Raw genomic sequence first — 26,335 nt, forward strand, 5'->3', positions numbered from 1 at the left:
AAGGTGAGGTTTTGGTGTGATCCTGGAATTCCTCCCGAACTTCATCCCATCATGGAAGACGAAGCGCCCCACGTACCGCTCGATTTTATTCGCTATGGTCCTACTGAAATGCTGGATCGTGCAAGGCAATTCCATGGTCTTATGGACCGAAGACGCACCATTCGCTACTTCAGTGACGAACCGGTTCCGTTCGATGTGATCGCTGAGGTGGTGCGCACGGCGAATACCGCACCAAGTGGGGCCCATAAACAACCATGGACTTTTTGCGTGGTAGGAAACCCAGCTCTGAAGCACAAGATCCGCGAAGCCGCTGAGCAAGAAGAAAAGATCAACTATGAAAGCCGTATGTCCGAGGAGTGGTTGGATGACCTGAAGCCGTTCGCGACAGACTGGAACAAGCCGTTCTTGGATATCGCCCCTTGGCTCATCGTGGTATTCAAACGCGCCTATGAAATGGATGCCGATGGTAATAAGCACCAGAACTATTACGCGGCTGAAAGTGTTGGAATTGCTACCGGAATGCTTTTAGCAGCAGCGCATAATGCCGGATTGGCTACGCTAACGCATACGCCAAGCCCAATGAATTTTTTAGCGGGAATTCTGGATCGCCCGTCCAATGAGCGACCATTTTTGCTGATCCCCATCGGGTTCCCAGCAAAAAATTGTCAAGTTCCCGACCTGAAGCGCAAGGGATTGGACCACGTGTTGGTGCCATTCAAATAAGATCATGCGTGCGCATGTCGAAAATGCTTTCCTTTGCACCCTGTTCAACAAATAACAACAAGAACATGTCGGATATTAAGTCAAGGGTCATCGCTATTATCGTGGATAAGCTCGGAGTAGACCAGGCCGAGGTAACGCACGAAGCTAGCTTCACCAACGACCTTGGCGCGGATAGCCTTGATACTGTCGAGCTCATTATGGAGTTCGAGAAAGAGTTCAATATTGCTATCCCGGATGATCAAGCCGAGAAGATCCAAACCGTGGGTCAGGCTGTGGATTACGTGGAAAAGAACGCCAAGTAAACGTATTTAGCATGGAGCTCAGACGCGTGGTTGTCACTGGTCTGGGTGCGCTCACTCCACTCGGGAACACCCTAAAGGAGTACTGGGAGGGCTTGGTGAGCGGCCGTAGCGGAGCTGCGCCAATCACTCGCTTTGATCCAGCTAAATTCAAAACGCGATTCGCCTGTGAGGTCAAAGGGTTCAACCCCGAGGACTTCATGGATAGAAAAGAAGCGCGTAAAATGGACCCGTACAGCCAATTCGCTGTCGTTTGTGCCGATGAGGCCATGAAGGATAGCGGACTGGATCTTGATAAGGCGGACCGGGAGCGGATCGGCGTGATCTGGGGCAGTGGTATTGGTGGCTTGAAAACCTTCCAGGACGAGTGTATCGGTTTTGGACAGGGTGATGGAACACCGCGTTTCAACCCATTCTTCATCCCAAAGATGATAGCCGATAGTGCTGCTGGGTTGATCAGCATGCGCCATGTGCTCTATGGACCGAGTTATGTTACGGCCAGTGCTTGTGCTAGTAGCAACAACGCGATGATCGATGCTTTCAACTACATCCGACTTGGCACCTGTGTGGCTGTGGTAACAGGCGGGAGTGAGGCTGCGGTCTATGAGGCTGGTGTTGGTGGATTCAACGCGTTGCATGCTATGAGCACGCGCAATGATGACCCCGGAACCGCTTCTCGGCCTTATGATAAGGACCGGGATGGGTTCGTTCTGGGCGAAGGCGGTGCGGCGATCATACTTGAAGATCTGGAACACGCCAAAGCTCGCGGCGCAACCATCTATGCTGAAGTGATCGGCGGGGGGTATGAGCAGCGATGCCTACCACATAACAGCACCTCACCCGGACGGTCTTGGAGCTGAGCTGTGTATGAAGCACGCCATGCACGATGCTGGTATTGATGCAACGGATATTGATTATATCAATACCCACGGAACAAGCACACCGATCGGCGACCCGCAAGAAGTAAAAGCGATCCAGCGCTTATTCGGTGAACATGCGTATAAGCTCAATATTAGTTCTACGAAGAGTATGACAGGCCACTTGCTCGGTGGGGCAGGGGCCGTAGAAGGTGTTGCGGCGATCATGGCCGTGAAGAACGATATTGTTCCTCCAACGATCAATCACTTCACTGACGACCCTGTATTGGACGCTAAGTTGAATTTTACATTCAACAAGGCAGAAAAGCGAACAGTGAACATCGCACTTAGCAATACCTTCGGTTTTGGAGGACACAATACCTCGGTGATCTTCCGTAAGTACCATTGACCCACGTTTTGTTCCGTAGCCTTTTCAGCCGAGCACGAAATGCAGAAGAGCGTCGTGTGCGTGCGTGGTGCAGATCTACATTAGGCCTTACACCCGGTGATCTGCCGCTTTACCGCCAAGCACTGCGGCACGTGAGCGCAGTTACTGAGGACAGACCCGACCTTCCCGATAATGAACGCTTGGAATTCTTGGGCGATGCCATCCTGGATTCCATTATCGGCGAATTGCTCTTTAATACGTACCCTGAAAAAGGCGAAGGGTTCCTTACGCGCATGCGCAGTAAGCTTGTAAGTCGAAGTCAATTGAACCTATTGGCCCAACATACGCAGATCGAACGGGTCATGGAAAGCAATGTTGCCCGATCCCAAGAATCATCGGTTCCCGGTAATGCAATGGAAGCGCTGATCGGTGCCATGTTCCTGGATCGCGGCTACGAACGGACACGTAAAGTGGTCATCAAGTTGATCAACGTCCATTTCGACCTGAAGGAGTTGGAAAAAGAGGACCGCGATGGCAAAAGCCGATTGTTGGAATGGGGCCAGAAACGTCGTAAACGCGTGGAGTTCGTAATTAATGAAGAAGGCGGTAAGGGACGCGGAAAACAATACGTCGCAGAGGTGCATATTGAAGGAAAGGTAAAAGGCACGGGTAGAGGGATCAGCAAAAAAAGTGCTGAGCAGGAAGCGGCACAGGATGCTTTTTCGAGTATGCGTTCACGAAAGCCACGCCCGCCAAGGCCCCCGAAGAACAATGTGGCAAGTTCTCTGAGCGTTTCGACCGAAATCGGTCCAGTACCCAAGCCACGTCGTAGACCCGGGCCGACGAATCGACGGCCAAAAAGAGATACTTCCGGTGATGGGACATAGTGGGCTTCGTCGATAGCCGCCAACGAAACCACGATGCTGTTGCGCTTTTGATCTAAGCAACAAAACCTACTTCATGATCCAGGTTCAAGCAATGTCACAGCTACCTTTGAACTCGAGATCACTTTCATTAGTCTGCTCCAAACGTTATGGCCAAAGTCAAACTCAAACTCGATATTGAACCAGATCCGGAAGTAACGGTCATCGGGATCAGTTGCCATGAGCATGATTACCGGTTGTGTTGGGCCATGAACCACGCAATGGAGCTGGAGTTGACACGCCGAAGAGAGGATATTACAGAGGAGGTGGGGGGTCGTGAGGCACATTTCGGGGTGTATGATCATGTGGTTCATCCGGATCGCGGAGGTTATACATTGATAAACAATCATGGTGATCAGGGAGTATTGATCGCCGATCAAAAGAATGCGGACTATTTTCTGGTAGTGGATAACGAAGTTGTAGAAGATGTGCCCGACCTAGTGGATCGGATACGTGCTGCCGAATTCGTGCTCGCTGCTTTCAACCTACCATTTGATCAATTGCGCAATGGGCATAAATTATTGCGCTAGAAAAACTCTATGAACGACCCGAAAACCAAGATAGTAGCTACACTAGGCCCTGCATCAGCGGCTAAAGAAGTGCTGCGCGAAATGATGCTGAGTGGCATGGATGTGTGCCGTCTGAACTTCAGCCATGGCAATTATGAATTCTATGTGAAGTTGATCGCAACCATTCGCGAATTGAACGAAGAGTTGGGCCATACGACCGCGATACTTGCCGACCTGCAAGGCCCCAAAATGCGTGTGGGTGAAATGGAGAACGGTCCGATCGAACTGGTCGACGGTAGTGAGTTGATCATTACTAACGAGCAGATAAAAGGACGCAAAGGGATCGTTAGCACCGGCTATTTGCAATTTCCACACGACATTAAGGTCGGGGAGATCGTGCTGCTGGACGATGGCAGATTGCGATTGGAGGTTACCGCTACCGATGGCAAAAAGAACGTGACCACCAAAGTGATACACGGTGGCGTACTCAGCTCCAATAAGGGGTTGAATTTGCCGAATACGAAGATCAGTTTGCCATGTCTTACTGAAAAGGATATGGAGGACCTTGAATTCGCACTGGATCACGATGTGGATTGGATCGGACTCAGTTTTGTTCGCAATGCCAACGACATTGTGGAATTAAAGAACATTATACGTAGTCGCGAAAAACATACGCGTGTAGTGGCCAAGATCGAAAAACCCGAAGCACTTGCGGAGATCGACGCCATCATTGAAGAGGCCGATGCATTGATGGTCGCGCGCGGAGACCTAGGTGTTGAAATTCCCATGGAGAAAGTGCCATTGGTGCAAAAGGATATAATTGCACGCTGCCTGAAGAAACACCGTCCGGTGATCGTAGCTACACAGATGATGGAAAGCATGATCACCAGCATCACGCCCACACGTGCGGAGGTGAATGACGTGGCCAACGCCGTACTTGATCATGCTGATGCCGTTATGCTCAGCGCTGAAACCAGCGTAGGTAAATTCCCTGTGGAAGTTGTTATAGCCATGAACAAGATCCTGGTGGAAATGGAAACAAGCGATATCATGTACAACGTGCCCGAATCCAAACTGGAGCAGAACGAACGCATGGTGACCGATGCCATCTGTAAAGCCAGTGTGCGCATGGCAGCAGGTATTAACATCAAAGCCATCGTTACCATGACCCATAGCGGCTACACTGCATTCAAGATCAGTAGCATGCGCCCTAAAGCGCATATCTATGCCTTTACGAGCAACAAACAGATCCTGAATATGCTCAACCTCGTATGGGGAGTGCGTGCCGAGTATTACGATAAGACCGTGAGCACGGATCATACCATAGCCGATATCAAGCACATCCTACGCAGCAAGAAACACGTCGCCAAAGGCGATCTCGTCGTTAACGTTGCCAGTATGCCCATCGCCGAACAAGGCATGGCGAACATGATCAAGTTGAGCGAGGTATAACGATTTCTGATCCCTATCACTCCCTTCTTTGTGTTGAAGAGTGTCTTTGGGTGCTTTCGTTTTTTCGTTCTTGCAACGCTCTAGAGTTGATTCCCGATTTCAGGAACTCTTGTCTGTGTGTTTTGGCTCAGCCTTTGGTTGTAGCGATCAGCTCGATCTGGCGACTTGGGCGCATTCCTTATTCCAACACTCCCAATATTGAACGATCAGTTAATGGAAACCCTTGGGAATTAGGAATTTGATATCAACCAATACCATCCCATCAACGTAATCAACGAAAACGGTATCCCCACGCCCACCATCATGTTCGCCAAGCGTGGTTTCAGACCATGAGTAGATGCCAGTATCACGCCAGTGATCATCGGGGCCATGGCAGCTTCCATTAATGATATCTGTACCACTTGGCCGCTGCCTTTTAGGATAACAACGTAGAGCAGGTATATGATCGCGGGTGCGGCAAGCAATTTGAAACCAAGCCCGGCCGCCAAGAAGCCCAAGTGCTTACTGCGCCGATCCAAATTCAACTGCAACCCCACGGCCACCAATGCTACCGGCGTTATGGTGCTACCAAGCCGGTACAGACCGGCGCATATGAATTCCGGAAAGTGCAGGTCGAATAGGTTCATGGCTACGGCCAAAACAAACCCTATGAACGGCGGGAACAACATGATCTTGCGGATGATCGGGCCGGTGCGAATAACATCGCCGGAATACAACGTTGCAATTACGATACCTACCGTGCTCAGTACCACGAATGAACCAGGCTGATCCACGATCAACGCTGTGGCCAATCCTTCTTTTCCATACAGCGCTTCGATCACTGGAAAACCCACGAAGCTAGTGTTGCCCAAGCCGCTGGTAAGCACCAAACAACCCGTAAGCTTTCGCGACCATCCTAGCCAGCGGCCAAGGCTGCCAAACACCAACCACGATGCCGCAATGGAGATCCATGCCACGCCAAGCGGATAGAGTAAGTGTCGCTCCAGCTCGATCTCCGGGATGTAATAAAATGCTAACGCAGGCAGCGGAACGAAAAGCACGAACTGGTTCAAGGAAGCAGCTGCATTGGCCGGCAGACTTTGCGAACGCTGCAAGGCAAGACCAATGAGCAAACAAAGTACGAGCAAGAAGAGACTTTCCATTGAAGTGCGTAAAGTTGATAATACCTGATGCATGAATGCGAATTGGTTTCATTGGACAGCAGATCGTATGATCTATATGTCTTTCGCTATGCCGATGCGTTGGGCATACCGTTTAAGACCACGGCTGTATCTATTCCAAAGGGAAATAACCTTATACGGTTGCCGATAGCAGACCTTGGCCCAAGATCATATGTTGATGAAGCACGGATCTCAGGCGAAAGGAGGGTCACTCGTTTCGTAAAGCAGTGAAAAAAACCACGCAGGGTTGCATTTCGACGAAGGTTGTCGGGTCATAGCGGAAGCGTTTTTTGTTGTATTGGTCGCAATAGTCGGTATCCTTAGGGAGGCGTACGATTGCGGGATTGTTAACAATGGAGGTGCTAATTGTTAATAACCTTGATTGGTGTCGATGAATGATATATTTTTACCGACGAATTGACATGGCCCACGGACAAAATACCCATTTATGGGGATTGTATTTAGTCTTGCATCGCCGTTATTTAGTAGTGGAATAGCAACACAATGAGAAACTCGCTCTTCACCCCGGTCCTTTGTACGCTAGCACTAGCGGCTTCGACCATGGCATACGGAGAAGAAGTTGGTAGACTCCACTTGAAAGTGGATCTGCAGATCGAAGCGATCCTATTGGATGAGGCGCGTATCATCCTTCTTCCTGAGAACGGTGAGGCTACATTGTTGGAGAACATCGGCACTATGTTCGACCTCGATCTTGATCTAGGCACTTCATACTTGATCGAATTTCAGCGCCCAGGTTGCGTATCGCGCCAACTGATGGTTGATACACGTATTACCGGTAACGCCACGGTCACCTCCTTGATCGCTCGTGCAAAAATGAAACTGGTTGTGCCGAAAAGAGGACAGGATTTTGAGTTCGATGGCCCTGTGGGTTATATCTACTTCAATGAAGCTACCGGATCATTCCTTTACCATTCCGATTATAGGGTGGTGGGTGCGCAATTCATGATCGATCGCATGAATACGGAGCGCGAACATTTCGCACAGCCGGATGCCCTAGTGGTCGTTCCTAAGCGTGGCTATATCATTCATCCGGATTACGAGTTCGGTACAAAAGTGTCTACCGGCGTGAACAACGCGCCAATGGTACACCGCACAGGGCGTGAAAAGTCTGAAGGCCAATTCATACAGGTTGCGGAAGTTGCGCCTGATGTAACTCCAGTGACACAACCAGATGCACCCATAGCATCTGTAACACTGCCTGTTGCGCCGATCACCGGAACTGCTGCATCAATGCCGATGATCACAGCATCAGTTATGGACACCCCGTTCATCAACGAAGAACTTATAGTGAGCCGTTCACGGATCATCAAGGAGGTAAAGGTTGCACGCGAAGGACGCACCGCAACGTATAGGAAAGTGACTGAGCGCTACGGAGCCGTATACTATTTTAAGGATGGTGTTAGCTGTTCCGAGTATGTGTTCCAGTTCGGTACAACATCTGATCCTCAGCCGGCTTTCCCTTCAACGAAGTGCACCGAGGTTACTTGCAGACGTTAAGCGCGAATTAAGTGTCCACCTCAGGGTAGAGGACAATGCCCCGTAGGGTTTTGGCTTTATTGAGCTATTCGCATTGATCCAGATCATTGAATTTACCGCTGATCGTATCCATCCAGAGCGGTAGTCTTCTTCGCACAATCAACTAATAAATGGAATCTTCCAGGCCTGTTGGCCAACTGCGGTTCGCGCCTACTGTTTGCCGATCCCTTCATACCGAGCCGTTTCAAAACACGTTCGTCCTTTTAACGACGAATTCCAGTTCTCCATGAACAGAATACCTAGATGTGGGGATTGTACACGGTCTTGGGTCGCCGTTGTTTTGTGTTCGAATAAAAACACAATGAAAAACACACTTCTGATCCCGGCAATTTTAATGATAGCACTTGCAACTTCGACCCTTGCACACGGTGAAGGAGCTGGTAACCTTCAATTGAAAGTGGACCTACAGATCGAAGCGATCCTGTTGGACGAGGCGCGTATCATCCTCCTTCCTGAGAATGGCGAGACTACGTTGTTGGAGAACATTGGTACTACGATCGACCTCGATCTTGACCTAGGTACAGCATACTTGATCGAATTTCAGCGTCCGGGTTGCGTATCACGCCAACTGATGGTTGATACACGTGTTCCTGGAATCACAACGGTCACCTCATTTGCAGTTCTTGCAAATATGAAATTGGTCGTACCGAAAAGAGGACAGGACTTTGAGTTCGACGGCCCAGTTGGCTACATCTATTTCAATGAAGTTGCAGGAGCGTTCATCTACCATACTGATCTTCGAGTGGTTGGAGAACAGGCCATGATCGGTCGCATGAGTACTGAGCGCGAACGGTTTGCACAGTCAGATGCCGTAGTGGTCCTGCCTAAGCGTGGGTATATCATTCATCCGGATTACGAGTATGGTACAAAAGTGACTACCGGTATGATCAATGCGCCAATGGTACATCTCACAACTAGGGAAAAATCTGAAGACCAATTCACACAGATCGCGGAGGTAGTGCCTGTTGCAGCGGTAACACTGCATGTTCCTGCTCCGGTCGCTCCGATCGCCGCAGTTGTTGAGCTAACACCGACCGCCACACTAGCAGTAATGTTCGATCCGTCCATCACCGAAGAACTTACCGTGAGTCGTGCACGCGTCATCAAGGATGTAACGGTTTCACGCGCGGGACGCACATCAATGTACAGGAAAGTGACAGAACACTACGGTGCGGTATATTATTTCAAGAACGGTGTAAGCTGTTCTGAGTATGTGTACCAGTTTGGTACAGCTCCTCTGGGTCAGCCAGCTTTCCCAACGATGAAGTGCACTCAGGTCACCTGCAGCCGGTAAGGTTTTATCAAGCCCTTAATTTTCGGCCAAGCACAAGATCCACGTAGAATCCTGGCTTTTTGAGCCGTTCCCGCAGATCCAGATCGTTGAACATACTGCTGATCGTATGGGCAAGAGCGGGGTTCTTATTCGCCTGATCCACTACGAAATTGAAGAGACCGGGTCTGTTGGCCATTTGCTGTAAACGGGTACTGATCGCCAATTCCTTTCCCAGCCGTTTCCATACACGTTCGTCATAGTGTTTGGCTGCTTTAGCTGATGTATCATCCGCAAGGAGCATGTTCGCAGTTGTTTCTGCTGCATAAACACCCGTGATCATTGCATGACTGATTCCTTCTCCGGTAAACGGGTCGATCAAATGGCCTGCATCACCAATAAGCATATATCCATCACCACTCAGGGCTCTACGCTTGCTTGCCAATGGTAACCCCATACCTTGAATGGCTCCTTCCAGGGTAGCATGCTCAAATCGACTGCGAAGTTGTGGATGCTGGTGAACCAATTGTGACATTAGGGCCTTCAGGTCAACGCGTCTTTTCTTTACTACGTCGCTGCGTAAGCCTAAACCAACATTCGCTCTGCCATTCGGCAATGGAAATATCCAGAGATAACCGGGTAACAGGTCCTTTAGAAAGATCAATTCAATAAAACCCTGAGCATCAAGACCTGATACGCCAGAATAGTAACCTCGCACACCGGCAGCGTGGTGCTCCGGCTCCATGGGAAGTTTCGCTATATGTCTGGAGAATAGACTATTAGCCCCTGAAGCATCCAGTATCATACGGGCATTAACGGAAACCAGACCATCTTGATCCGTAATGTGCCATCCACTCGCACTTCGCGTGAACTTTTTTGCAGCAATACCCTCAATCACCGTAATGCCATCGGTGCTTTTCACATGTTCGAACAGTAACGCATCGAATATGAACCGCGGAAGTATGGCGCCCGGGGCTTCCCCGATCCCGGTTTCTCTGGAGAAGGGTACCCGAAGTGCATTCCCGTTCGGTGCGATGAATGTTACACCCCAACTCGGCATACTTTCCGAATGCCTCTTAACGGTTTCCGCAAGAACCGCATCGAGACGCTCAAGGGTGCGCATTACCTTTCCGCTTAGCGCGTCGCCACAGACCTTGTCCCGCGGAAATGTTGCTTTTTCGATCACTACTGAACTGATACCTAGTTTGGCCAATTGCAACGCAGCGGCAGAGCCACCCGGACCAGCACCCAGTATGCATACCTGTGTGTCCAATGCGGTTGGTTTCGTGGTCATACCCGGAATGGGGCAGCGGTGAATTGGTCCAGGAACCGTACGTCGTTCTCCCAGTACATGCGGAGATCGGGTACGCGATAGATCAATTGCGCAATACGTTCTATACCCATGCCAAAAGCAAAGCCGGTATACACTTCCGGGTCAATTCCACAATTGGTGAGCACCGCAGGGTCGACCATTCCGCACCCCATGATCTCTACCCATCCGCTGTGCTTACAAATGTTGCAGCCGGTTCCTTCGCATATCGTGCAGCTCATATCTACCTCTGCACTGGGTTCAGTGAACGGGAAATAGCTTGGTCGTAAGCGAATGTTCACCTCCTGCCCGAACATGCTTTTTGCGAAGTAGTCCAGCGTTCCTTTCAGATCGGCAAAGCTTACACCCTTATCAATGTAAAGTCCCTCTACTTGGTGGAACATGCAATGTGCGCGCGCACTGATCGCCTCATTCCTGTATACACGACCCGGTGAAATTGTACGGATCGGTGGTCTGCTGTGTTCCATTACACGCACTTGCACGCTGCTGGTATGGGTACGCAATGCCAGTTCGCTATCAGCAACGAAAAATGTGTCCTGCATATCCCGTGCAGGATGATCCGGCGCAAAATTCAAAGCACTGAAGTTGTGGTGGTCATCCTCCACTTCAGGACCTTGACTTACGGTATAACCAAGACGGGAGAATATGTCCACTATTCGCTGTCTAATGATCGTGATCGGGTGCAGGGATCCGGTCGGCTCGGTCAAAGCAGGTGCGGAAAGATCGACGGTCTCCGTATCCGTGTCCCCGGCCTCACTAAGTCCGGTTTTCAGTTCTTCAATGCGCGCTTGGGCGAGCTGTTTCAGCTGGTTCATGCGCTGCCCAAGTTGTTTTTTCTCCTCTACAGCAACTTGTTTGAATGCATCGAACAGCTCGGTAACACTGCCATTGCGGCCTAGTAATGCAATACGTAGCTGTTCTACTTCTGCTGTAGTTGTAGCTATTGCTTTATTCACTTCTGCCTCTAAAGCGGCAACTCGGTCAAGTAAACTCATTTCAATACACGCATGTATATGCGCAGGTCGTTAAGCGGGCGGTTCATGGCATCACAGGGCAAATTTGCTATTGCATCGATAACATCAAGTCCATCGATAACTTCCCCGAACACGGTATAGTTTCCATCGAGATGTGGTGCGCCGCCACCTGTGGAATACGCACGCTGATCAGCCTCGGTATAGGTTATGGTGTCTCCTTGTGCTTCTCTTCGGAACCGCAAGCGGGCAAGGTCATCCGGTTGATAGTTCCGGCCATGCACAATGTAGAATTGGCAGCCACTTGACCGCTTCTCCGGATTGGTTTCATCCGGCTGGCGAGCGGCCGCTAAGGCCCCCTTTTTGTGAATGGCCCCTCGTATGATCTCCGCCTCAATGGTGTATGCCTGCCCACCGCTGCCCAATGCAACGCCAGGAGCAGCCAATTTGCTATCCGTGTCCCCGGATTGGATCATTAAGCCCGGAATTACGCGATGAAAGAGCAGGCTATCATAAGTTTCTTCCTCTACAAGTTTGATGAAATTATCACGGTGCTGGGGCGTTTCATTGTACAATTCGATCACCATCGTGCCCAGTTCAGTGCGTATTTCAACCTGTGGCCGCTGGGCCCAAAGCGGGCAGGCAACCAAAAGCACCCCAAGGACGGTCATGGCTTTTGCAACCTCAAGTTGCCAACACGTGGTGTTGTTGATTACATTTGACATCCTTCAACCCTTGTATTACAAGGCAACAAAAGTAACCCAATGTCTTTTTCCAAGCTCCATCGTGCAGTTCTTCAGGCATTTGTTCTTGTGCTATTGACCACATCGTTCGCGGCGTGCAACAAGGAAAAGCCCACCAAGGTGCTCATTTCCGTTAAAATGGAAGATGGTTCGAAGGTGGCTGGCGCCGAGGTGAAATTATTTGCCAACCCTGCTGTGCCGACAGGTGATTATACACGGTTGAACAAGACCGCGGTTACGGACCTAAGTGGTGTTGCTGAATTCGATTACACGGATTTCTACGAGCAAGGCCAGAGCGGGTTCGCGGTACTTGATATTGAGACCACCGTGGATAGTTTGTTCGGTGAAGGGATCGTTAAGATCCTGGAGGAAGAGACCAGCGAGGAGACCGTTTTTCTTCTGCCTACCAACTAGTTCGCACTAAGTCGTCTCGAAATAGCCGAGTACGGCTTCTTTCATTAATCGCTCTTGTTCCTCGGCACTTAGCAGTGGCAGGTCCTTTACGCGTTCGAAATGTGGCCATCCATCAGGATCCCGTCCTAGCTCTTGGTAATAACCATAAGGCATTAGTACAACGCAGATCGCGATGTGCATGAGGTTCACTTTCTCGTCCTTCTTGAATTCGCGCGCGTGCTGCCCGAGTTCTTGTACACCGATGAGGAATAGGGTCGCATTCAGATCCAATGTGCCGGAATCGAATCGTTCCGTTAAGCGTTTGATCAGGTCGCGCCAGCGTTTTTCGAATGCGAGGTCCACGTGCTTCAGGTCTATAGGTAGCACTGCATTTACGGTACTAGCCTTGATTTGCCGACAAAGAACGGTGCTTTGGTCCCAGTATGGTAATTGCGATCAGTTTCCGGGTAAGGAGTAAGTGGCTATTTTCACCGGACCAAGTGGTCGTATTGGATGAATTGGGTGGACTGGGTCATTGTTGTTTTTTTGGGTTATGCTTTGGTTCGTGGGTTCTTTCGCGGTTTCTTCGTAGAACTTGCTGGTCTTGTTGCTCTGGTCCTTGGTATATGGGGGGCGGTGATGCTGAATGATAAAATTGCTGTGCTTATCGGGCTCGATCCTTCGCAAGAGATCATTTCGTTCTTGTTCACGCTGGTCCTTATCGTGCTTGTCGTGCATATCATTGGGCGCGTTGTGACCAAACTCGTAGATATGGTGCAATTAGGATTCCTGAATAAACTGGGCGGCGCTTTGCTTGGGATCGCTAGTAAGGCATTTCTTCTGAGTCTAGTACTGAACCTGTTCGCTGCTAAAAGCGCGACTTTTATAGGGCCGATCCCCGCGATCGACGATTCAGGGCTGTTCGAGAAGATCCGTGTGATCGCACCAGCCATGACTCCAGCGTTGGAACGGTCCAAGTGGATGCAAGCGTAATTTCATATTGAAAGTGGGTATAGCGCCGTAAGAAGCGGAATGGATCCCGGTTGGTGGAAACTTCTCTTTTTCTTGTCTTCTTCTGGAATACAGTATGATATATATCATACTGTATTCCATTTGGATCTATGAACATTGAGCTTCAAATAATGTTCCATGAAGAATCGATCCGCTTTGTTCATTGCAGTGGTCGCCCTCGTTACGGTCAATGCAAACGCCCAAAACCCACTGGCCATTCCACCCGCCATCGAGCTGGACACGTTCGATCTAACGCTGGACGAGAGTACCCATGAATTCTATCCCGGCGTGGTGACCCAGACATACGGCATCAACGCGCCGTACCTTGGACCAACGCTGATCCTGCACAAAGGGGATACCGCGCGCTTTCGGATCCACAACCAGTTAGCGGAGATCTCCGGCATGCACTGGAATGGCATGGAAGTGCCACCGGTATTCGATGGCAGCCCGCCCAGGGTGATCGAGCCGGGTGATACTTGGAACGTGAAATACAAGGTGATCGACAAAGCAAGCGTGTACCTGTATCATCCGCACACGATGGACCTGATCGGGGCACAAGTGGGCAAGGGCGCGGCCGGACTGATCATTGTTCGCGATGATGAAGAGGACCAATTGGCGTTGCCGCGCAATTATGGTGTTGATGATTTTCCTCTGGCGGTGCAGGACAAGAAATTTTCACCAACGGGGCAGTTGGTCTCTTCGCCATACGGCGATTCCATCTTGGTGAATGGCACAGCTCACCCCTACTTGGATTGTCCGGCACAGGTGGTGCGGCTCCGGTTGCTTAACGCTTCAACTGCTAGGTATTATCCATTCGGCTTCGAAGGGAATGTACCTTTCCAGGTGATCGCCAGTGAAGGAGGTCTTCTCGATGCCCCTGTAACGATGGACCGGATCATGCTGAGCAGTGGCGAAAGGGTAGAACTTCTTCTCGATCTTACCGGTATGGAAGGCGACAGTTTGTTATTGATGAGCTATGGAAGTGAACTGCCAATGACCATGCCTGGTTCGAATAACCTCTTATGGGAAAGCAGTTCACTCAATGGCATTGATTTCCCGATCCTGCGTATTCGTGTAGGACAACCCACTGCGGACCCCATCACAACGATCCCTGCTACGTTGGCCAATGTGCAACCTTACCCCGAGGCCTCGGCGGCGCTAACACGCATCAAGGAGATCACCGGCAACGGCATGGTGGGAGGTATGAGCATGTTCATGCTCAACGGCCAAGGATGGGATATGGATGCGATCAATGATACGATCATGCTGGGCGATACGGAGATCTGGACGTACATCAACCACTCCAACATGGCCCATCCGATGACGATGCATGGCGGGTCCTTTTTCGTGCTGGACCGGAACGGCATGCCACCAATGGAGTGGGAGCAAGGACCGAAGTCGGTTGTCAACGTGGATGTAGGCGATACGGTGCGCGTTATTATGCGTTTTGCCGAGTACACTACCGACGGCTGGCCATTGATGTACCATTGTCATAACCTGATGCACATCAATCATATGATGTGGCAATTCATCATCGTTGATATGACGGTGCCTACTACCGAGATCGACCACGTACAGAAACCGTTGGTATATCCTGTGCCTTCCTCCTCGTTGGTACGTTTCATCAATACATTTCCGGTAATGCAGGTGCGGGTCATGGATCTATCCGGACGGGAAGTGATGCGTACGAATGGCCCGAAGGCCGCCGAAGGCACGATCGATATCGCTTCACTTTTACCAGGAAACTACATAGCCGTGTTCATGGGCCTAGGCAACCAGGCACAGGCCATGGTCGTACGGGAATAGCCTAAGTGACCAGCAGGGCGATGCGTCGAACGGTGTCGAGATGTCGAATGTGTGGCGGTTGATCCGGCAGTGCTTTTTGGCCTGAAAAGGTATTCTATTGCATAAGTAGGGCTGAACCAACGTATGTTGCAGTCGCCCCTGACCAATTGATCACCATGAGAACCACTTTATTCGCATTTGCGATCGTTCTATCTGCAAGTGTACTAGGTCAAAAAACAACACCGAAGCTGCTCGCGATATCTGCAAACTTGTTGATGGTAGAGGGGCATGTAATTGATCTTGACGATAAACCGGTCAAAGGAGTGCAGGTGAGTGTTCGAAAGGACCACAAAGACCTTGCGGTCTGGGAATGTGACAGTAGGGGGCGATTCGATGTAACACTTGAGATCGGTGATATTTATGCCATCAACGTTTGGAAAGAAGGATACGTCAAGAAACAATTCATTGTCGATGCGCGCGCTGAGGACCCAACGAAGGTGAAACCCATTCCGTTCGAGGCGTTCATCACAATGCTTCCCTCTGAAGGACTATCGGATCATGATCTCGACGAACTTGACTTTCCGTTTGCGTTGATCTACTACAACAAGAAGAAAAAGCAATTCGAGGCTGACGCTGATCTTATTCAGCAAATGCGTGAATTGGAATATGGAGCACTTGGGAATATTTCCAAGAAGAAAAATAAATGATCCGTTAAGACCTTATCACTCCCGATCAAGGTCTTTTATCAAGCGTGCACGCAAAGTCCACAAGAACATCTGTGATCCGATCAAGTGTATTGGGGTTCAAGCATTCTAGAACATCGAGCCGCGTATGGTAGGTCGGATGCAATGATCCCATGGGTAATCCGACGATCGACGTGGCTGCAATTCCACGGGCAGTGAAACTTGTCGCATCCGTACCTCCGATCGGTATCGTCCCTGGTTTTTTGGGCAGTCCATTACGTTCGAAAGCATTCAGCAGCGCGGCGACCAGCTTCTTGTCGTGTATCTGCATAGGCAGTCGTTCCGCCTCCAGTACAAACATGTTGTCAATATCCAATACCCCATCGAGGTTGATCACTTGTGCGTTCTCTTTGATCAATTGTTCTCTGTATCGAACGGCATAAGCAGCAGAGCCCTTAAGGCCACATTCCTCGGCTCCGAAAGACACGAACCGTATGCGCGTATGTTGCAACTTTCTACTGGCTAATTGGCGGACAACTTCATAGGCAATTGCAATGCCGCTCAAATTGTCTTGTGCGCCATCGACCACGCGGTTGCCGTGAATGAAAAAGAAGACCAGTGATAATGGTGCCAGTGCAACATAGATCCACCAGCCTACCGACCCGAATACGCTCCATTTGAGAAGCCATGCAATAAGCAAATAGATCGGTAGCGAGAGCCATGCTAGCCCAGCCATGATCATTGCCCTGGCACCCCAATTCTTCAACCAATACCACCAGATGAACTCCGGAGTGCTGTCCATGTGTCCCGTAAAGATCAATGTGTTTTCTGCTTTCAATTGAGGCTCAATGGTGCCAACCGTATTGTGCGATAGTTGTTTGGAGAACAAGCCATCCAACACATTATGGAACAGTACGAAATGGAAGAGGTAGAGCACCGCGTTCACCAGTGCGACAAGCACGGCGATGGAAAGTGACCAGTAGGGAATGATCAGTGCAGCCAAGAATCCAAACGTGAAAAAACGCAGTGAGCTGAACTTTGCACGCAATGCAGCAGAGAATGGCTCTACAGCTACATCATCACAGAATGTACGGAGTTGTTCGCCGAGGTAATGTTGCGCGTTGGTCTCAGCCTCTGTTCCGGCTTTCCGTGGGCCGAACCGTTCAATGAAATGGGCAACGAAACGGTAGGGAGAATCCATATCGGGAAGTATGCTGGGAACAGTGCGAACCTTAGTAATTCGGCGGAACCGATAACCTTAAGATCAGTGAAGTGATCGAGCCGATCACGCGAATGAGCGTTACACCTTCTTTACGCGAACGGCGTTCATTCCCTTAGGCCCACGCTCCAATTCGTAGGTTACTTTATCGTTTTCGCCTACTTCCTCGAGCATGCCACTTACGTGTACGAAATAGCGCTCTTGTGATCCGTCCTCACGGATGAATCCGAACCCTTTTGAAGTGTCGAAGAAATCGATCTTACCCGTGCGCGGAGCATCCTCCTCGCCCTCTTCTTTTGGTGGAATGCCTAGAACGATCTCGGAAGCATCAACTTCGACCTTTGCATTTGGGTCGGGTGGAGTATTAACTATCACACCGTTCTCGTCAACGTAGGCCATCATGTTATCCAAGCCTCCGCCTGGTGCATTCGCCTTACGTTCTTCTTTTCGAACGGCTTTTTCTTTTTGTTTCTGAATGCGCTTTTTTTCTTTTTCGCGCTTACTGAAAGTACTGGATGATCTTGCCAAAAGGTGGTTGTTTTTAGTGGTCCCTTACTGTTCACTACACGCCCTGCGCGTTGGTCAACATTCGGGAATTTTGCTAAAGATACGCAACAGCAAGGATCTGCTATCATCGCCGGGTCGATCGTTGACGAGATGGCAACTAATTTGAAGTCGCTTAGCTCTGGATCGCAGCAATGCCAGGCAACACTTTACCCTCCAGGTATTCCAACATGGCACCACCGCCAGTGCTTACGTAACTGATCTTATCAGCCAGGCCGAATTGGTTCAATGCAGCTACGCTATCACCGCCGCCGACCAGTGAAAACGCACCCTTCTCCGTGGCTTCGGCAATCGCTTGCGCAATGGCGACCGTTCCTTGTTGGAAAGGCTTCATCTCGAAAACTCCCATGGGGCCGTTCCACAATAAGGTCTTGCTACGTAGAACAGATCCGCGGAATAATTTGGAGCTTTCAGGGCCAACATCCAACGCCATCCATCCGTCGGGAACTTCATTTGCAGGACATTGATCGGTGTTCGCGTTTATTGCGAAGGCGTCTGCTACAACAGCATCAATTGGTAAATGCAGTTTCACACCCTTCGCTTTTGCTGTGGCCATAATGGTGCGTGCTTGCTCCAAAAGGTCATCCTCCACCAGACTTGAACCGGTCTGCCCACCCATTGCTTTTATGAACGTGTTGGCCATGCCCCCACCAATTATCAGCTCATCGCATTTACCGATAAGGTTCTCCAACACATCGATCTTGCTGCTCACTTTGCTGCCACCAACAATTGCGGTCATGGGGCGTTGTGGGTTACCCAATACCTTGCCAACACTGTCGATCTCTGCTTGTAGTAAACTTCCGAAGAGCTTATCCTTCGGGAAGAACTTGGCTACTACGGTGGTACTTGCATGTGCGCGATGCGCTGTACCGAATGCATCATTCACATACACATCCCCTAACCCAGCCAAAGCTCCTGCAAAGGCCTCGTCCCCCGCTTCTTCTTCCGGATGGAAACGCAAGTTCTCAAGCACCAACACCTCTCCCGGTTTCAACCCTGCGGCTTTTGCTATTGCGTCATCACCGATGCAATCCATTGCGAACTGGACCGGGGTGCCAAGCAAGGTGCTTAAATGTGCCGCTATGGGTTTCAGGCTCATCGCAGGGTTCACTTTTCCCTTAGGGCGACCCAAATGGCTCATCAGAATTGCACTGCCCCCATCTTTCAAGATCTTCTTTACGGTCGGCACAATGGCTTGTGCTCGGGTATCATCGGTAATGGTTCCATTCTCATCCTGCGGTACGTTCAGGTCCACCCGGATCAATGCTTTCTTGCCAGCAAAAGAATATGACTTCATGGTATGCATGGCGCGAAATTAGTTTTCGGTGGTCAGTCTGCAACCGCCGGGGATCCACTTTACCATTCACCATCCAAAGTTCTTCGTTGTGCATTTCTGTGAGGCTACTTTCGCACCATGTTATTCTCCAAGGTCATAGGACATGCTACCTTAAAGGCAAAACTGATCGGCAATATCAGGGAAGGTCGCGTGGCGCATGCTCAATTGTTCCTCGGTCCACGCGGTAGCGGGAACCTGCCATTGGCATTGTCCTATGCGCAATACATCTTGTGTTCGAACCCCGATGCGGCAGACGCCTGCGGCGTTTGTACAAGTTGTGTGCAAGCAAGCAAATTGGAACACCCGGACCTGCATTTGATCTTTCCGATCTTTTTTGCGGAAAAGAAACCCAAGGTGTGCGAATACTACCTGCCCACTTGGCGCAAAGCGGTGCTTGAGGAGCCCTATCTGGACGTTGACAAGTGGCGGTTCACATTGGAAAGTGAGAACAAGCAATTGCGCATGGGCGTGGATATTGCACAAGAGATCCAACGTAAACTTGGTCTGAAGAGCTACAGCAACGGCTATAAAGTAATGTTGGTATGGTTGCCGGAACTAATGGATGCGGCCGCAGCGAACAAGATGTTGAAGGTGCTGGAGGAACCGGAGCCTAACACGGTCTTCCTGTTGGTCAGTACGGATGCGCAATTGTTGTTGACGACCATACTCAGTCGCGCACAATTGATGAAAATACCTGCATTACGTCCTGGGGAAATAAGTGGTGCGTTGCGCGAACGCTTCCCTGAGCTAAGTGAAGAGGAGTCCATGGCGCTTGCGCTGCGTAGCGAAGGGGATCTGCTGGAAGCGGTGGACATGGCCAATAAGGGCGAGGAGGAAATGTTCGTCTTCTTCCGGGATTGGTTGCGGGTATGCTATGGTAAGCAAGTAGTTGACCTTACCAATTTCGCGGAGCAGTTCCAGAAGATGGGACGCGAGCGCCAGAAGTCGTTGATGCGATACGGGCTTTACCTGATCCGCCAATGTGTATTGCACTGGCAGAAGGTACCTGAGCTTGTGCGCGCTTTTGGACAGGAGCAGGAGTTCGTAGAGAATTTCAGCAAGCTCCTTAGTGAGCGCAATTCCGATGGCATCCGGAAAGAACTGGAGACCGCGCACGGACACATTGAACGCAATGCGAACCCGAAAGTGCTCTTCATAGACCTGAGCTATCGGATGATGTACCTGGTAGGGAAAGGCAAGTGAACGGGCCTTGCAACAGAAGGCTAGTTGGTTCGATAGATCACGCTCATCACTGGTAGGATCCGCTGGATGCCTTTGCCGAGCAATAGAGATAATTGATTCACGAGTTTCTTATTGCGCGAAAGGTTCTTCGGGTCAACTGCTGGGATACGTTGGCCTTTGTAGTCGAATCGGGGGTAATTGCTCACGTAGTCCAACATGCTATCGAAGGCATAGTACGTACTGTCCAACTGGAATCGTGGCAAATGCCGGTTCAGAAAACCGATCGATATGGGTCTGGAGATCCCTTCCCATGAACACCTAACGATGTTGCGGTAGATCAGGAAACGCTTTACCGGTATCGGTAAGTAGTGAAAGAACAACCTTCCGGTATCATGTCCATCAACCGGGTAAGTGCGGTTGGGAGCATTGAAATAGCAGAGCTTTTTTATGTGCTGGTCCACGCGGGCCAAAAAGGCCACTTGGCAGTGCTTTTTCGCAACTGAATAGTTGCCCTCATCACTCAGGTGTTCAATGGTCTGGTAGCAGATCAATACGTCAAAATCCGTGCTCAGGTCCATCGCACTTGCGTTGATCACTTGCGGCGTGTAGCCATTGCAGTATAAGTGTATCAGACCCAGGCCGACATTCAACCGTTCGGTATCCAGGTCGTACAGCGTCAGGTTGCGGTAACCCAATAAAGCCAGTGCCAACGACATTTGTCCGAGACCACATGCAAGATCCACAATGGAATCTTCGCGTACCATACCCTTCTTTTCCAACGGCTCGATCACGGCCTTAACGAAGTACAGCACGTTCTTGAAGTGATACAGGAACAAGGCTTCCGTTTCGAAAAAATGACCAGCCTCACTGTACGGGATCAGCTCGCGTCCGAAATACGTCCGGAAATCAGCTTCTACATGTTGCAGGTCTGTCATGTGCGTAGGCGGTGCCAAGCTAGTGAGATGCGGGAAACCGCGTACTTGAAACCCGCTAATGACCATGCTCGCGGCGAAAATGGTGAGTGCGTACCTCATTCCCTCTTAGTGCTTATCTGTTGAAACCAATAGGTTGTGCTCTTCTTAATAACAACCTCACCCAAACTATCTTCGCACCATACCCAATTGAACTGAATGGGTAAGACAGTAGACCGAAATGGCGTGTACAGGATGTAGTAGTGGGAAGGACGGAAAACCGGCCGGATGTAAGAGCAACGGCTATTGCAGCTCCAGTGGATGCAATAAGCTGGGGGTATTCGATTGGTTGGCGGGGGTGCCTATTCCAGGCGGCCAACAACCGTTCGATGGGGTGGAGGTGCGCTTCAAGAATACACGGAAGGCTTTTTACCGTAACACCATTGGCTTGCAGATACTGCCGGGAGACCTGGTTACTGTGGAATCCGCCTCTGGATATGATATCGGGATGGTGAGCTTAGCGGGTGAACTGGTCCGGGCGCAAATGGATCGTAAGAAGACCATCGGAGAGGTCTATGATCTGCGCAATGTGTTACGCAAGTCTACCCAAGAGGATATTGATCGTTGGCATGCAGTCCGCAAGTTAGAGGACGATACCATGCATGGGATCCGCAATGTTACGCAGGAAGCGGGCATGAACATGAAGGTGACCGATGTGGAATACCAAGCTGATGGCACGCGGGCGACTGTGTATTACACGGCTGAGGAACGCGTCGATTTCCGCAGTATTCTGAAAACAGTGAGCGATACCTACAAAGTGCGCGTGGAAATGAAACAGATCGGTTCACGGCAAGAGGCTGGGCGGATCGGTGGTATAGGAAGTTGTGGGCGCGAGTTGTGCTGTAGTACGTGGCTCACGGATTTCCGCAGTGTTACGACCAGTGCAGCGCGGTACCAGCAATTGGCGCTGAACCCACAGAAACTTGCTGGCCAGTGTGGTAAGCTCAAGTGCTGCCTCAATTACGAGCTCGATATGTACATCGAGGCGATCAAGAGCTACCCCTCGACCAATGCCAAATTAAAGACCAAGCAAGGCATAGGCGCACATATGAAGACCGACATTTTCCTTGAGAAGATGTGGTATGGCTTCAAGCAACCCGGTGGGCCTTTTGTAATGGCTGGGTTTCCGATCGATGTGGTGCGCGACATCCTAGCCCAGAACAAAGAAGGAATTGAGCCTGAAGTGGATCTGAATATGGAGGATGAATCGAAACAGGTCGCTGTTAAAACACATGATTATGAGAACGTGTTGGGCAATGAAGATCTGTCGCGTTTCGATACCAAGATCAAGTCCGGTAAGAAGCGTTCGAAAAAGAAGAAACGTCCAAGCGGGAATAGAGATGATCGTGGCCCTGCACAGGCCAAGGGTCCGAACGAAGGAGGCGAAGGACCCAGACCGCCGCGAGGCCCACGCCCGGAACGAAAGCCACGCCCGGAAGGTGGATCGCAACAGAACGCTGGCCCACGGCCTCAAGGTGATGGTCCGCGCCCAGAACGGAGCCGGAGGAACCGCGGTAGGGGCAGGGGTAAGGGTAAGGGTAAGGGTAAGGACGGGCCAGCTCCAGGCGGTGATGCTGCGCCACCAAAACCACCAGCGGCCTAGGTATGCGGATCATTCTATGGTGTCTGTGTTCAGCACTCTTGTTCGGGTGTACTGAGGGTGTTGTTTTTCAAGAGGATCTGCCCATCCCCAATGGAACGTGGGACCGGAGCTATCAGCCGGAATTCGCCTTTGACATTACCGATACCATTTCTCAACACGACGTGTTCATCGACGTGCGGCATACGGGTGATTATCCGTTCAGCGACCTGTACTTGTTCATCGACCTGAAAGGGCCGGGAGGCAAGGAAATGCGCGATACGGTGCAATGCTTGTTGGCGGATCCCATGGGTCGATGGTACGGCAAAGGTACCGGGTTCATCACTGCCGATCGGTACCAAGCCAAAGTGCTTTACAAGGTGCACAACAGATTCCCGGCCAACGGGCGTTATTCGTTGAAGTTGGAGCAAGCCATGCGCACAGAGGTTTTGGAGGGTGTGCTGGATATCGGCGTAAGCGTGGAGCGTTCGAAGTGAGTGGTATTGCATGACGTCCGTTGAGTACTGCATACTGTACATTGCATAACTCCAGTCGTTAAAGAACGTGATACACGAAACAGCACCGAACTTTGTCCGTTATTCAATGATTGCGGAAAGGCGTTAGACCTTCGTTCAACATGACGGAACAACCCAAAAAGATAAGATCGAAAAAGTGGCTTAGGCTCTGGTGGCTGCTAATGCTATCGCCGGTGATCGTTTTGCTAACAATGCTGTTCTCGGCTGCGAATAGCGACCTGCCAAGTACGGCTGACCTGGAGAACCCGCGGAGTGATCTGGCTACAGCGCTGCTCTTTGCCGATGGTACCCAAATGGGCCAGTATTACAGAGAGAACCGCATTCCTGTGAATTATGATCAGATCAGCCCTAATGTGGTAAATGCACTGATCGCGACGGAAGACCAACGCTTCCGTGTCCATAGCGGCGTGGATGTACGAGGAACGGTGCGAGCAGCCGTGTTCCTGGGAAAGCGCGGTGGAGCTAGCACCCTTACTCAACAGCTTAGTAAAATGCTGTTCACCGATCGTGCACCGAACTTTTTCAAACGAACATTCCAGAAATTCCAAGAGTGGATCATCAGCGCGCAACTGGAACGGCAATACACGAAAGATGAGATCATCGCGATGTACCTCAACCGGTTCGATTGGATCAATCAGGCCGTAGGCATAAACAGTGCCGCACGGGTCTACTTTAATACCACACCGGACTCGTTGAAGGTCGAGGAAGCCGCACTGCTCGTGGGCATGTGTAAGAACCCGGCACTGTTCAATCCATTGCGAAGACCCGATACCACCATGACCCGGCGCATGGTCGTTCTGGACCAGATGCGCAAGAACGGATTTCTTACAACCCCGCAATATGATTCATTGAAAGCGTTACCCATGGGGCTGGACTTTCAGCGCATTAGCCATACCGAAGGACCGGCACCCTATTTCCGTGAGGAACTGCGTGGAAAACTGGAAGCATTACTGAGTGAGAAAGATGATGCGGGTAATTACAAGATACATAAGTCCGATGGTAGCCGTTACGATGTCTATACCGACGGATTGAAAGTGTATACCACCATCGATAAGCGCATGCAGCAATACGGTGAGTACGCTGTTGCCGAACATTTGGGTACTGAACTGCAACCCGATTTCGAACGCGATATGAAACGGAAGAAGAACCGCCCGTTCGATTTCCGCGTGACCGAAGATGAGGTAGCGTCCATCCTGAATTCGGCCATGAAACGCAGTGTGCGGTATAAGAACCTGGTCGGTAAACAATGCCCGAACTGCGAGCGTCCTTCAAAATACATCGAAACGGTGAAACACGAGGGCTCCATGCACTTCCATTGCAAACCGAAAGAAGGTGGATGTGATACGTATTGGCCAGTTGTGAAGGAGGATGATATTCCAAAGATCTTCGATGAGCCGGTTGCCATGAAAGTATTCAGTTGGAAAGGGGACATCGATACGGTCATGAGCCCGATGGATTCGATCCGCTATTACAAAGGATTCCTGCAAAGCGGATTGCTAAGCGTAGACCCCCATACCGGCTTCGTAAAAGCATGGGTCGGTGGCATAGACTTCAAACATTTCCAATATGATCACGTGGAAAAGGCACGTCGGCAAGTGGGTTCCACCTTCAAGCCGTTCGTTTATGCTACAGCGATCCGCGAAGGTATGGAACCATGCCACGAACTACCGAACCAACGCGTTTGTTTCGATATGCCCGATGGACAGCCTACCTGGTGTCCCGAGAACAGTGATGGCGAGTATGGCGGCATGGTAACCGTGCAATACGCATTGGCCAATTCCATGAACACCGTTACTGCTTGGCTCATGAAACAGTACGGTCCGCAAGCAGTTACGGTACTTGCCAGGCACATGGGCATTAAGAGCCCCTTGGAGCCGGTGCCATCGCTCTGCTTGGGCGTTGCCGATCTTACACTCATGGAGATGACCGGTGCGTTCGCCAGCTTCGCGAATCAAGGGGTGTACATCGAACCGATCACGTTCACGCGCATCGAGGATATGAACGGCAATACTATTTTCGATGTGATGCCTGTCACTTATGAAGCGTTGGATGAACGCACGGCGTACATCATGCTGGATATGCTGAAGGGCGTTACCGATGGCGCTTACAACCCAAGCACTGGTCGCACCGTGGGTACCGGTGTTCGTTTGCGCATGAGTTGGGGCAACCGCGCCAAGTACGGGAACATCAAGTACCCAACAGCTGCAAAGACCGGTACCACGCAGAACAACAGCGATGGATGGTTCATGGCCATTACACCGGATCTGGTAACCGGCGTATGGACCGGTGCCGACGACCGCAGTGTACGCTTCAGTACCACCGACAAAGGACAAGGCGCCAACATGGCCTTACCGATCTACGGCTACTATATGAACAAGGTGTACGCGGATACCACGGTCCAGATCAGCAAAGGCGATTTCGAACGCCCAGAAGGCGACCTCGGTGTAGAGATCAACTGCCGTGGCAAGAGCGCGCACGAGACCAATGGTTTTCCAGAGACGCCTAGTTGGGAGTGAGGGTGTTGTGGTCATGGTCACTGCGGGCTGTCATTCCGGGCGTGACCCGGAACGCAGTCCCATTACCTTCACTACATGAAATTCTATTGGGTCTACTTCATGGCCAATGCTCGCAACACGGTTCTCTACGTGGGCGTAACGAATGATATTGCCCGGCGTGTACAAGAGCATAAAGAGCACAAAGACCCTAAGTCCTTCACCGCCCGATACAACGCAGATAAACTGGTCTGGTTTGAAGCGCACTCAAATATCAAGGCAGCGATAGCACGCGAGAAACAATTGAAAGATTGGAAGCGTGCATGGAAGGATGCCCTGATCGACGAAACGAATCCGGACCGTACGGATCTTTCCAGAACAGATCTCTTCGGATAATGACAA

General features: G+C 50.7%; 24 protein-coding genes and 2 pseudogenes. 17 read left to right on the forward strand and 9 right to left on the reverse strand.

All coding sequences use genetic code 11. The annotated features are described in order from the left end of the window. Positions 1 to 51: 51 nt before the first annotated feature. From IPF95_04600 to pyk, 6 genes and pseudogenes are all read left to right on the forward strand, one after another. Complete coding sequence (locus IPF95_04600) at positions 52 to 723, forward strand: nitroreductase family protein (GenBank protein MBK6473973.1); 672 nt, start codon at positions 52 to 54, stop codon at positions 721 to 723. Between the two features lie 65 nt (positions 724 to 788). Continuing rightward, positions 789 to 1,025, forward strand: a complete 237-nt coding sequence (locus tag IPF95_04605; GenBank protein ID MBK6473974.1) for an acyl carrier protein — start codon at positions 789 to 791, stop codon at positions 1,023 to 1,025. A gap of 11 nt (positions 1,026 to 1,036) precedes the next feature. Continuing rightward, positions 1,037 to 2,288, forward strand: a pseudogene (gene fabF, locus IPF95_04610) (beta-ketoacyl-ACP synthase II). Positions 2,289 to 2,296: 8 nt separating this feature from the next. Beyond that, on the forward strand, positions 2,297 to 3,154 hold the full coding sequence (gene rnc / locus IPF95_04615; protein ID MBK6473975.1) for a ribonuclease III: 858 nt from the start codon (positions 2,297 to 2,299) through the stop codon (positions 3,152 to 3,154). 146 nt (positions 3,155 to 3,300) lie between these two features. Further along, positions 3,301 to 3,720, forward strand: a complete 420-nt coding sequence (locus IPF95_04620) for an IPExxxVDY family protein (protein MBK6473976.1) — start codon at positions 3,301 to 3,303, stop codon at positions 3,718 to 3,720. 9 nt (positions 3,721 to 3,729) lie between these two features. Further along, positions 3,730 to 5,151, forward strand: a complete 1,422-nt coding sequence (gene pyk, locus IPF95_04625; protein ID MBK6473977.1) for a pyruvate kinase — start codon at positions 3,730 to 3,732, stop codon at positions 5,149 to 5,151. Positions 5,152 to 5,381: 230 nt separating this feature from the next. On the opposite strand, the gene IPF95_04630 is transcribed toward pyk, so the two are convergent. After that, entirely contained in the window at positions 5,382 to 6,293 is a 912-nt protein-coding gene (locus tag IPF95_04630) for an AEC family transporter (GenBank protein ID MBK6473978.1), read from the reverse strand. 522 nt (positions 6,294 to 6,815) lie between these two features. Here IPF95_04630 and IPF95_04635 point away from each other — a divergent pair. Both IPF95_04635 and IPF95_04640 read left to right on the forward strand, forming a co-directional pair. Next, a complete protein-coding gene (locus IPF95_04635) occupies positions 6,816 to 7,829 on the forward strand; it encodes a hypothetical protein (GenBank protein MBK6473979.1) in 1,014 nt (337 codons plus the stop codon). A 340-nt stretch (positions 7,830 to 8,169) separates the two neighbouring features. Further along, entirely contained in the window at positions 8,170 to 9,162 is a 993-nt protein-coding gene (locus IPF95_04640) for a hypothetical protein (protein ID MBK6473980.1), read from the forward strand. A 7-nt stretch (positions 9,163 to 9,169) separates the two neighbouring features. Here IPF95_04640 and IPF95_04645 read toward each other — a convergent pair whose 3' ends face one another. The 3 genes from IPF95_04645 to IPF95_04655 are packed head-to-tail and all read right to left on the reverse strand — an operon-like array spanning position 9,170 to position 12,164. Continuing rightward, positions 9,170 to 10,432, reverse strand: a complete 1,263-nt coding sequence (locus IPF95_04645) for an NAD(P)/FAD-dependent oxidoreductase (protein MBK6473981.1) — start codon at positions 10,430 to 10,432, stop codon at positions 9,170 to 9,172. After that, positions 10,429 to 11,463: a phenylalanine--tRNA ligase subunit alpha gene (pheS, locus tag IPF95_04650; GenBank protein MBK6473982.1), complete on the reverse strand. Its 1,035-nt coding sequence runs from the start codon at positions 11,461 to 11,463 to the stop codon at positions 10,429 to 10,431. Before pheS ends, IPF95_04645 begins: the two co-directional genes overlap by 4 nt. Beyond that, entirely contained in the window at positions 11,460 to 12,164 is a 705-nt protein-coding gene (locus tag IPF95_04655; protein ID MBK6473983.1) for a peptidylprolyl isomerase, read from the reverse strand. The genes pheS and IPF95_04655 overlap by 4 nt, the downstream gene beginning before the upstream one ends. A gap of 39 nt (positions 12,165 to 12,203) precedes the next feature. Here IPF95_04655 and IPF95_04660 point away from each other — a divergent pair, with 39 nt between their 5' ends. Continuing rightward, complete coding sequence (locus tag IPF95_04660; GenBank protein MBK6473984.1) at positions 12,204 to 12,596, forward strand: hypothetical protein; 393 nt, start codon at positions 12,204 to 12,206, stop codon at positions 12,594 to 12,596. Positions 12,597 to 12,602: 6 nt separating this feature from the next. Here IPF95_04660 and IPF95_04665 read toward each other — a convergent pair whose 3' ends face one another. After that, positions 12,603 to 12,938 (reverse strand): hypothetical protein, encoded by a 336-nt coding sequence (locus IPF95_04665; protein ID MBK6473985.1) that lies wholly within the window; start codon positions 12,936 to 12,938, stop codon positions 12,603 to 12,605. Between the two features lie 150 nt (positions 12,939 to 13,088). On the opposite strand from IPF95_04665, the gene IPF95_04670 reads away from it, so the two are divergent. The 3 genes from IPF95_04670 (at position 13,089) to IPF95_04680 (ending at position 16,078) form a co-directional block, all read left to right on the forward strand. Beyond that, positions 13,089 to 13,568, forward strand: a complete 480-nt coding sequence (locus IPF95_04670; protein MBK6473986.1) for a CvpA family protein — start codon at positions 13,089 to 13,091, stop codon at positions 13,566 to 13,568. A 156-nt stretch (positions 13,569 to 13,724) separates the two neighbouring features. Further along, positions 13,725 to 15,392: a multicopper oxidase domain-containing protein gene (locus IPF95_04675; protein ID MBK6473987.1), complete on the forward strand. Its 1,668-nt coding sequence runs from the start codon at positions 13,725 to 13,727 to the stop codon at positions 15,390 to 15,392. Positions 15,393 to 15,547: 155 nt separating this feature from the next. Then, a complete protein-coding gene (locus IPF95_04680) occupies positions 15,548 to 16,078 on the forward strand; it encodes a hypothetical protein (GenBank protein ID MBK6473988.1) in 531 nt (176 codons plus the stop codon). 25 nt (positions 16,079 to 16,103) lie between these two features. On the opposite strand, the gene IPF95_04685 is transcribed toward IPF95_04680, so the two are convergent. The 3 genes from IPF95_04685 to IPF95_04695 all read right to left on the reverse strand — a co-directional run bounded on the left by IPF95_04685 (position 16,104) and on the right by IPF95_04695 (position 19,143). After that, on the reverse strand, positions 16,104 to 17,255 hold the full coding sequence (locus IPF95_04685) for a M20/M25/M40 family metallo-hydrolase (GenBank protein ID MBK6473989.1): 1,152 nt from the start codon (positions 17,253 to 17,255) through the stop codon (positions 16,104 to 16,106). A 99-nt stretch (positions 17,256 to 17,354) separates the two neighbouring features. Continuing rightward, positions 17,355 to 17,801, reverse strand: coding sequence for a cold shock domain-containing protein (locus IPF95_04690; GenBank protein ID MBK6473990.1), 447 nt, complete (start codon positions 17,799 to 17,801; stop codon positions 17,355 to 17,357). A 151-nt stretch (positions 17,802 to 17,952) separates the two neighbouring features. Beyond that, positions 17,953 to 19,143, reverse strand: coding sequence for a phosphoglycerate kinase (locus IPF95_04695; GenBank protein MBK6473991.1), 1,191 nt, complete (start codon positions 19,141 to 19,143; stop codon positions 17,953 to 17,955). A gap of 108 nt (positions 19,144 to 19,251) precedes the next feature. On the opposite strand from IPF95_04695, the gene IPF95_04700 reads away from it, so the two are divergent. Further along, entirely contained in the window at positions 19,252 to 20,376 is a 1,125-nt protein-coding gene (locus IPF95_04700) for a DNA polymerase III subunit delta (protein MBK6473992.1), read from the forward strand. A 20-nt stretch (positions 20,377 to 20,396) separates the two neighbouring features. On the opposite strand, the gene IPF95_04705 is transcribed toward IPF95_04700, so the two are convergent. After that, positions 20,397 to 21,389: a class I SAM-dependent methyltransferase gene (locus tag IPF95_04705; protein MBK6473993.1), complete on the reverse strand. Its 993-nt coding sequence runs from the start codon at positions 21,387 to 21,389 to the stop codon at positions 20,397 to 20,399. Positions 21,390 to 21,507: 118 nt separating this feature from the next. On the opposite strand from IPF95_04705, the pseudogene IPF95_04710 reads away from it, so the two are divergent. From IPF95_04710 to IPF95_04725, 4 genes and pseudogenes are all read left to right on the forward strand, one after another. Next, positions 21,508 to 22,653 (forward strand): annotated as a pseudogene (locus tag IPF95_04710) (hypothetical protein). A 278-nt stretch (positions 22,654 to 22,931) separates the two neighbouring features. Further along, the gene (locus IPF95_04715; GenBank protein MBK6473994.1) at positions 22,932 to 23,402 is read left to right on the forward strand and encodes a gliding motility lipoprotein GldH; all 471 of its coding nucleotides are present in this window, start codon (positions 22,932 to 22,934) and stop codon (positions 23,400 to 23,402) included. 140 nt (positions 23,403 to 23,542) lie between these two features. After that, entirely contained in the window at positions 23,543 to 25,957 is a 2,415-nt protein-coding gene (locus IPF95_04720) for a transglycosylase domain-containing protein (protein ID MBK6473995.1), read from the forward strand. A 75-nt stretch (positions 25,958 to 26,032) separates the two neighbouring features. Further along, positions 26,033 to 26,329, forward strand: a complete 297-nt coding sequence (locus tag IPF95_04725; GenBank protein MBK6473996.1) for a GIY-YIG nuclease family protein — start codon at positions 26,033 to 26,035, stop codon at positions 26,327 to 26,329. Positions 26,330 to 26,335: the final 6 nt, after the last annotated feature.

It is taken from the genome of Flavobacteriales bacterium (assembly GCA_016704485.1).
Classification (GTDB): Bacteria; Bacteroidota; Bacteroidia; order Flavobacteriales_F; family PHOS-HE28; genus PHOS-HE28.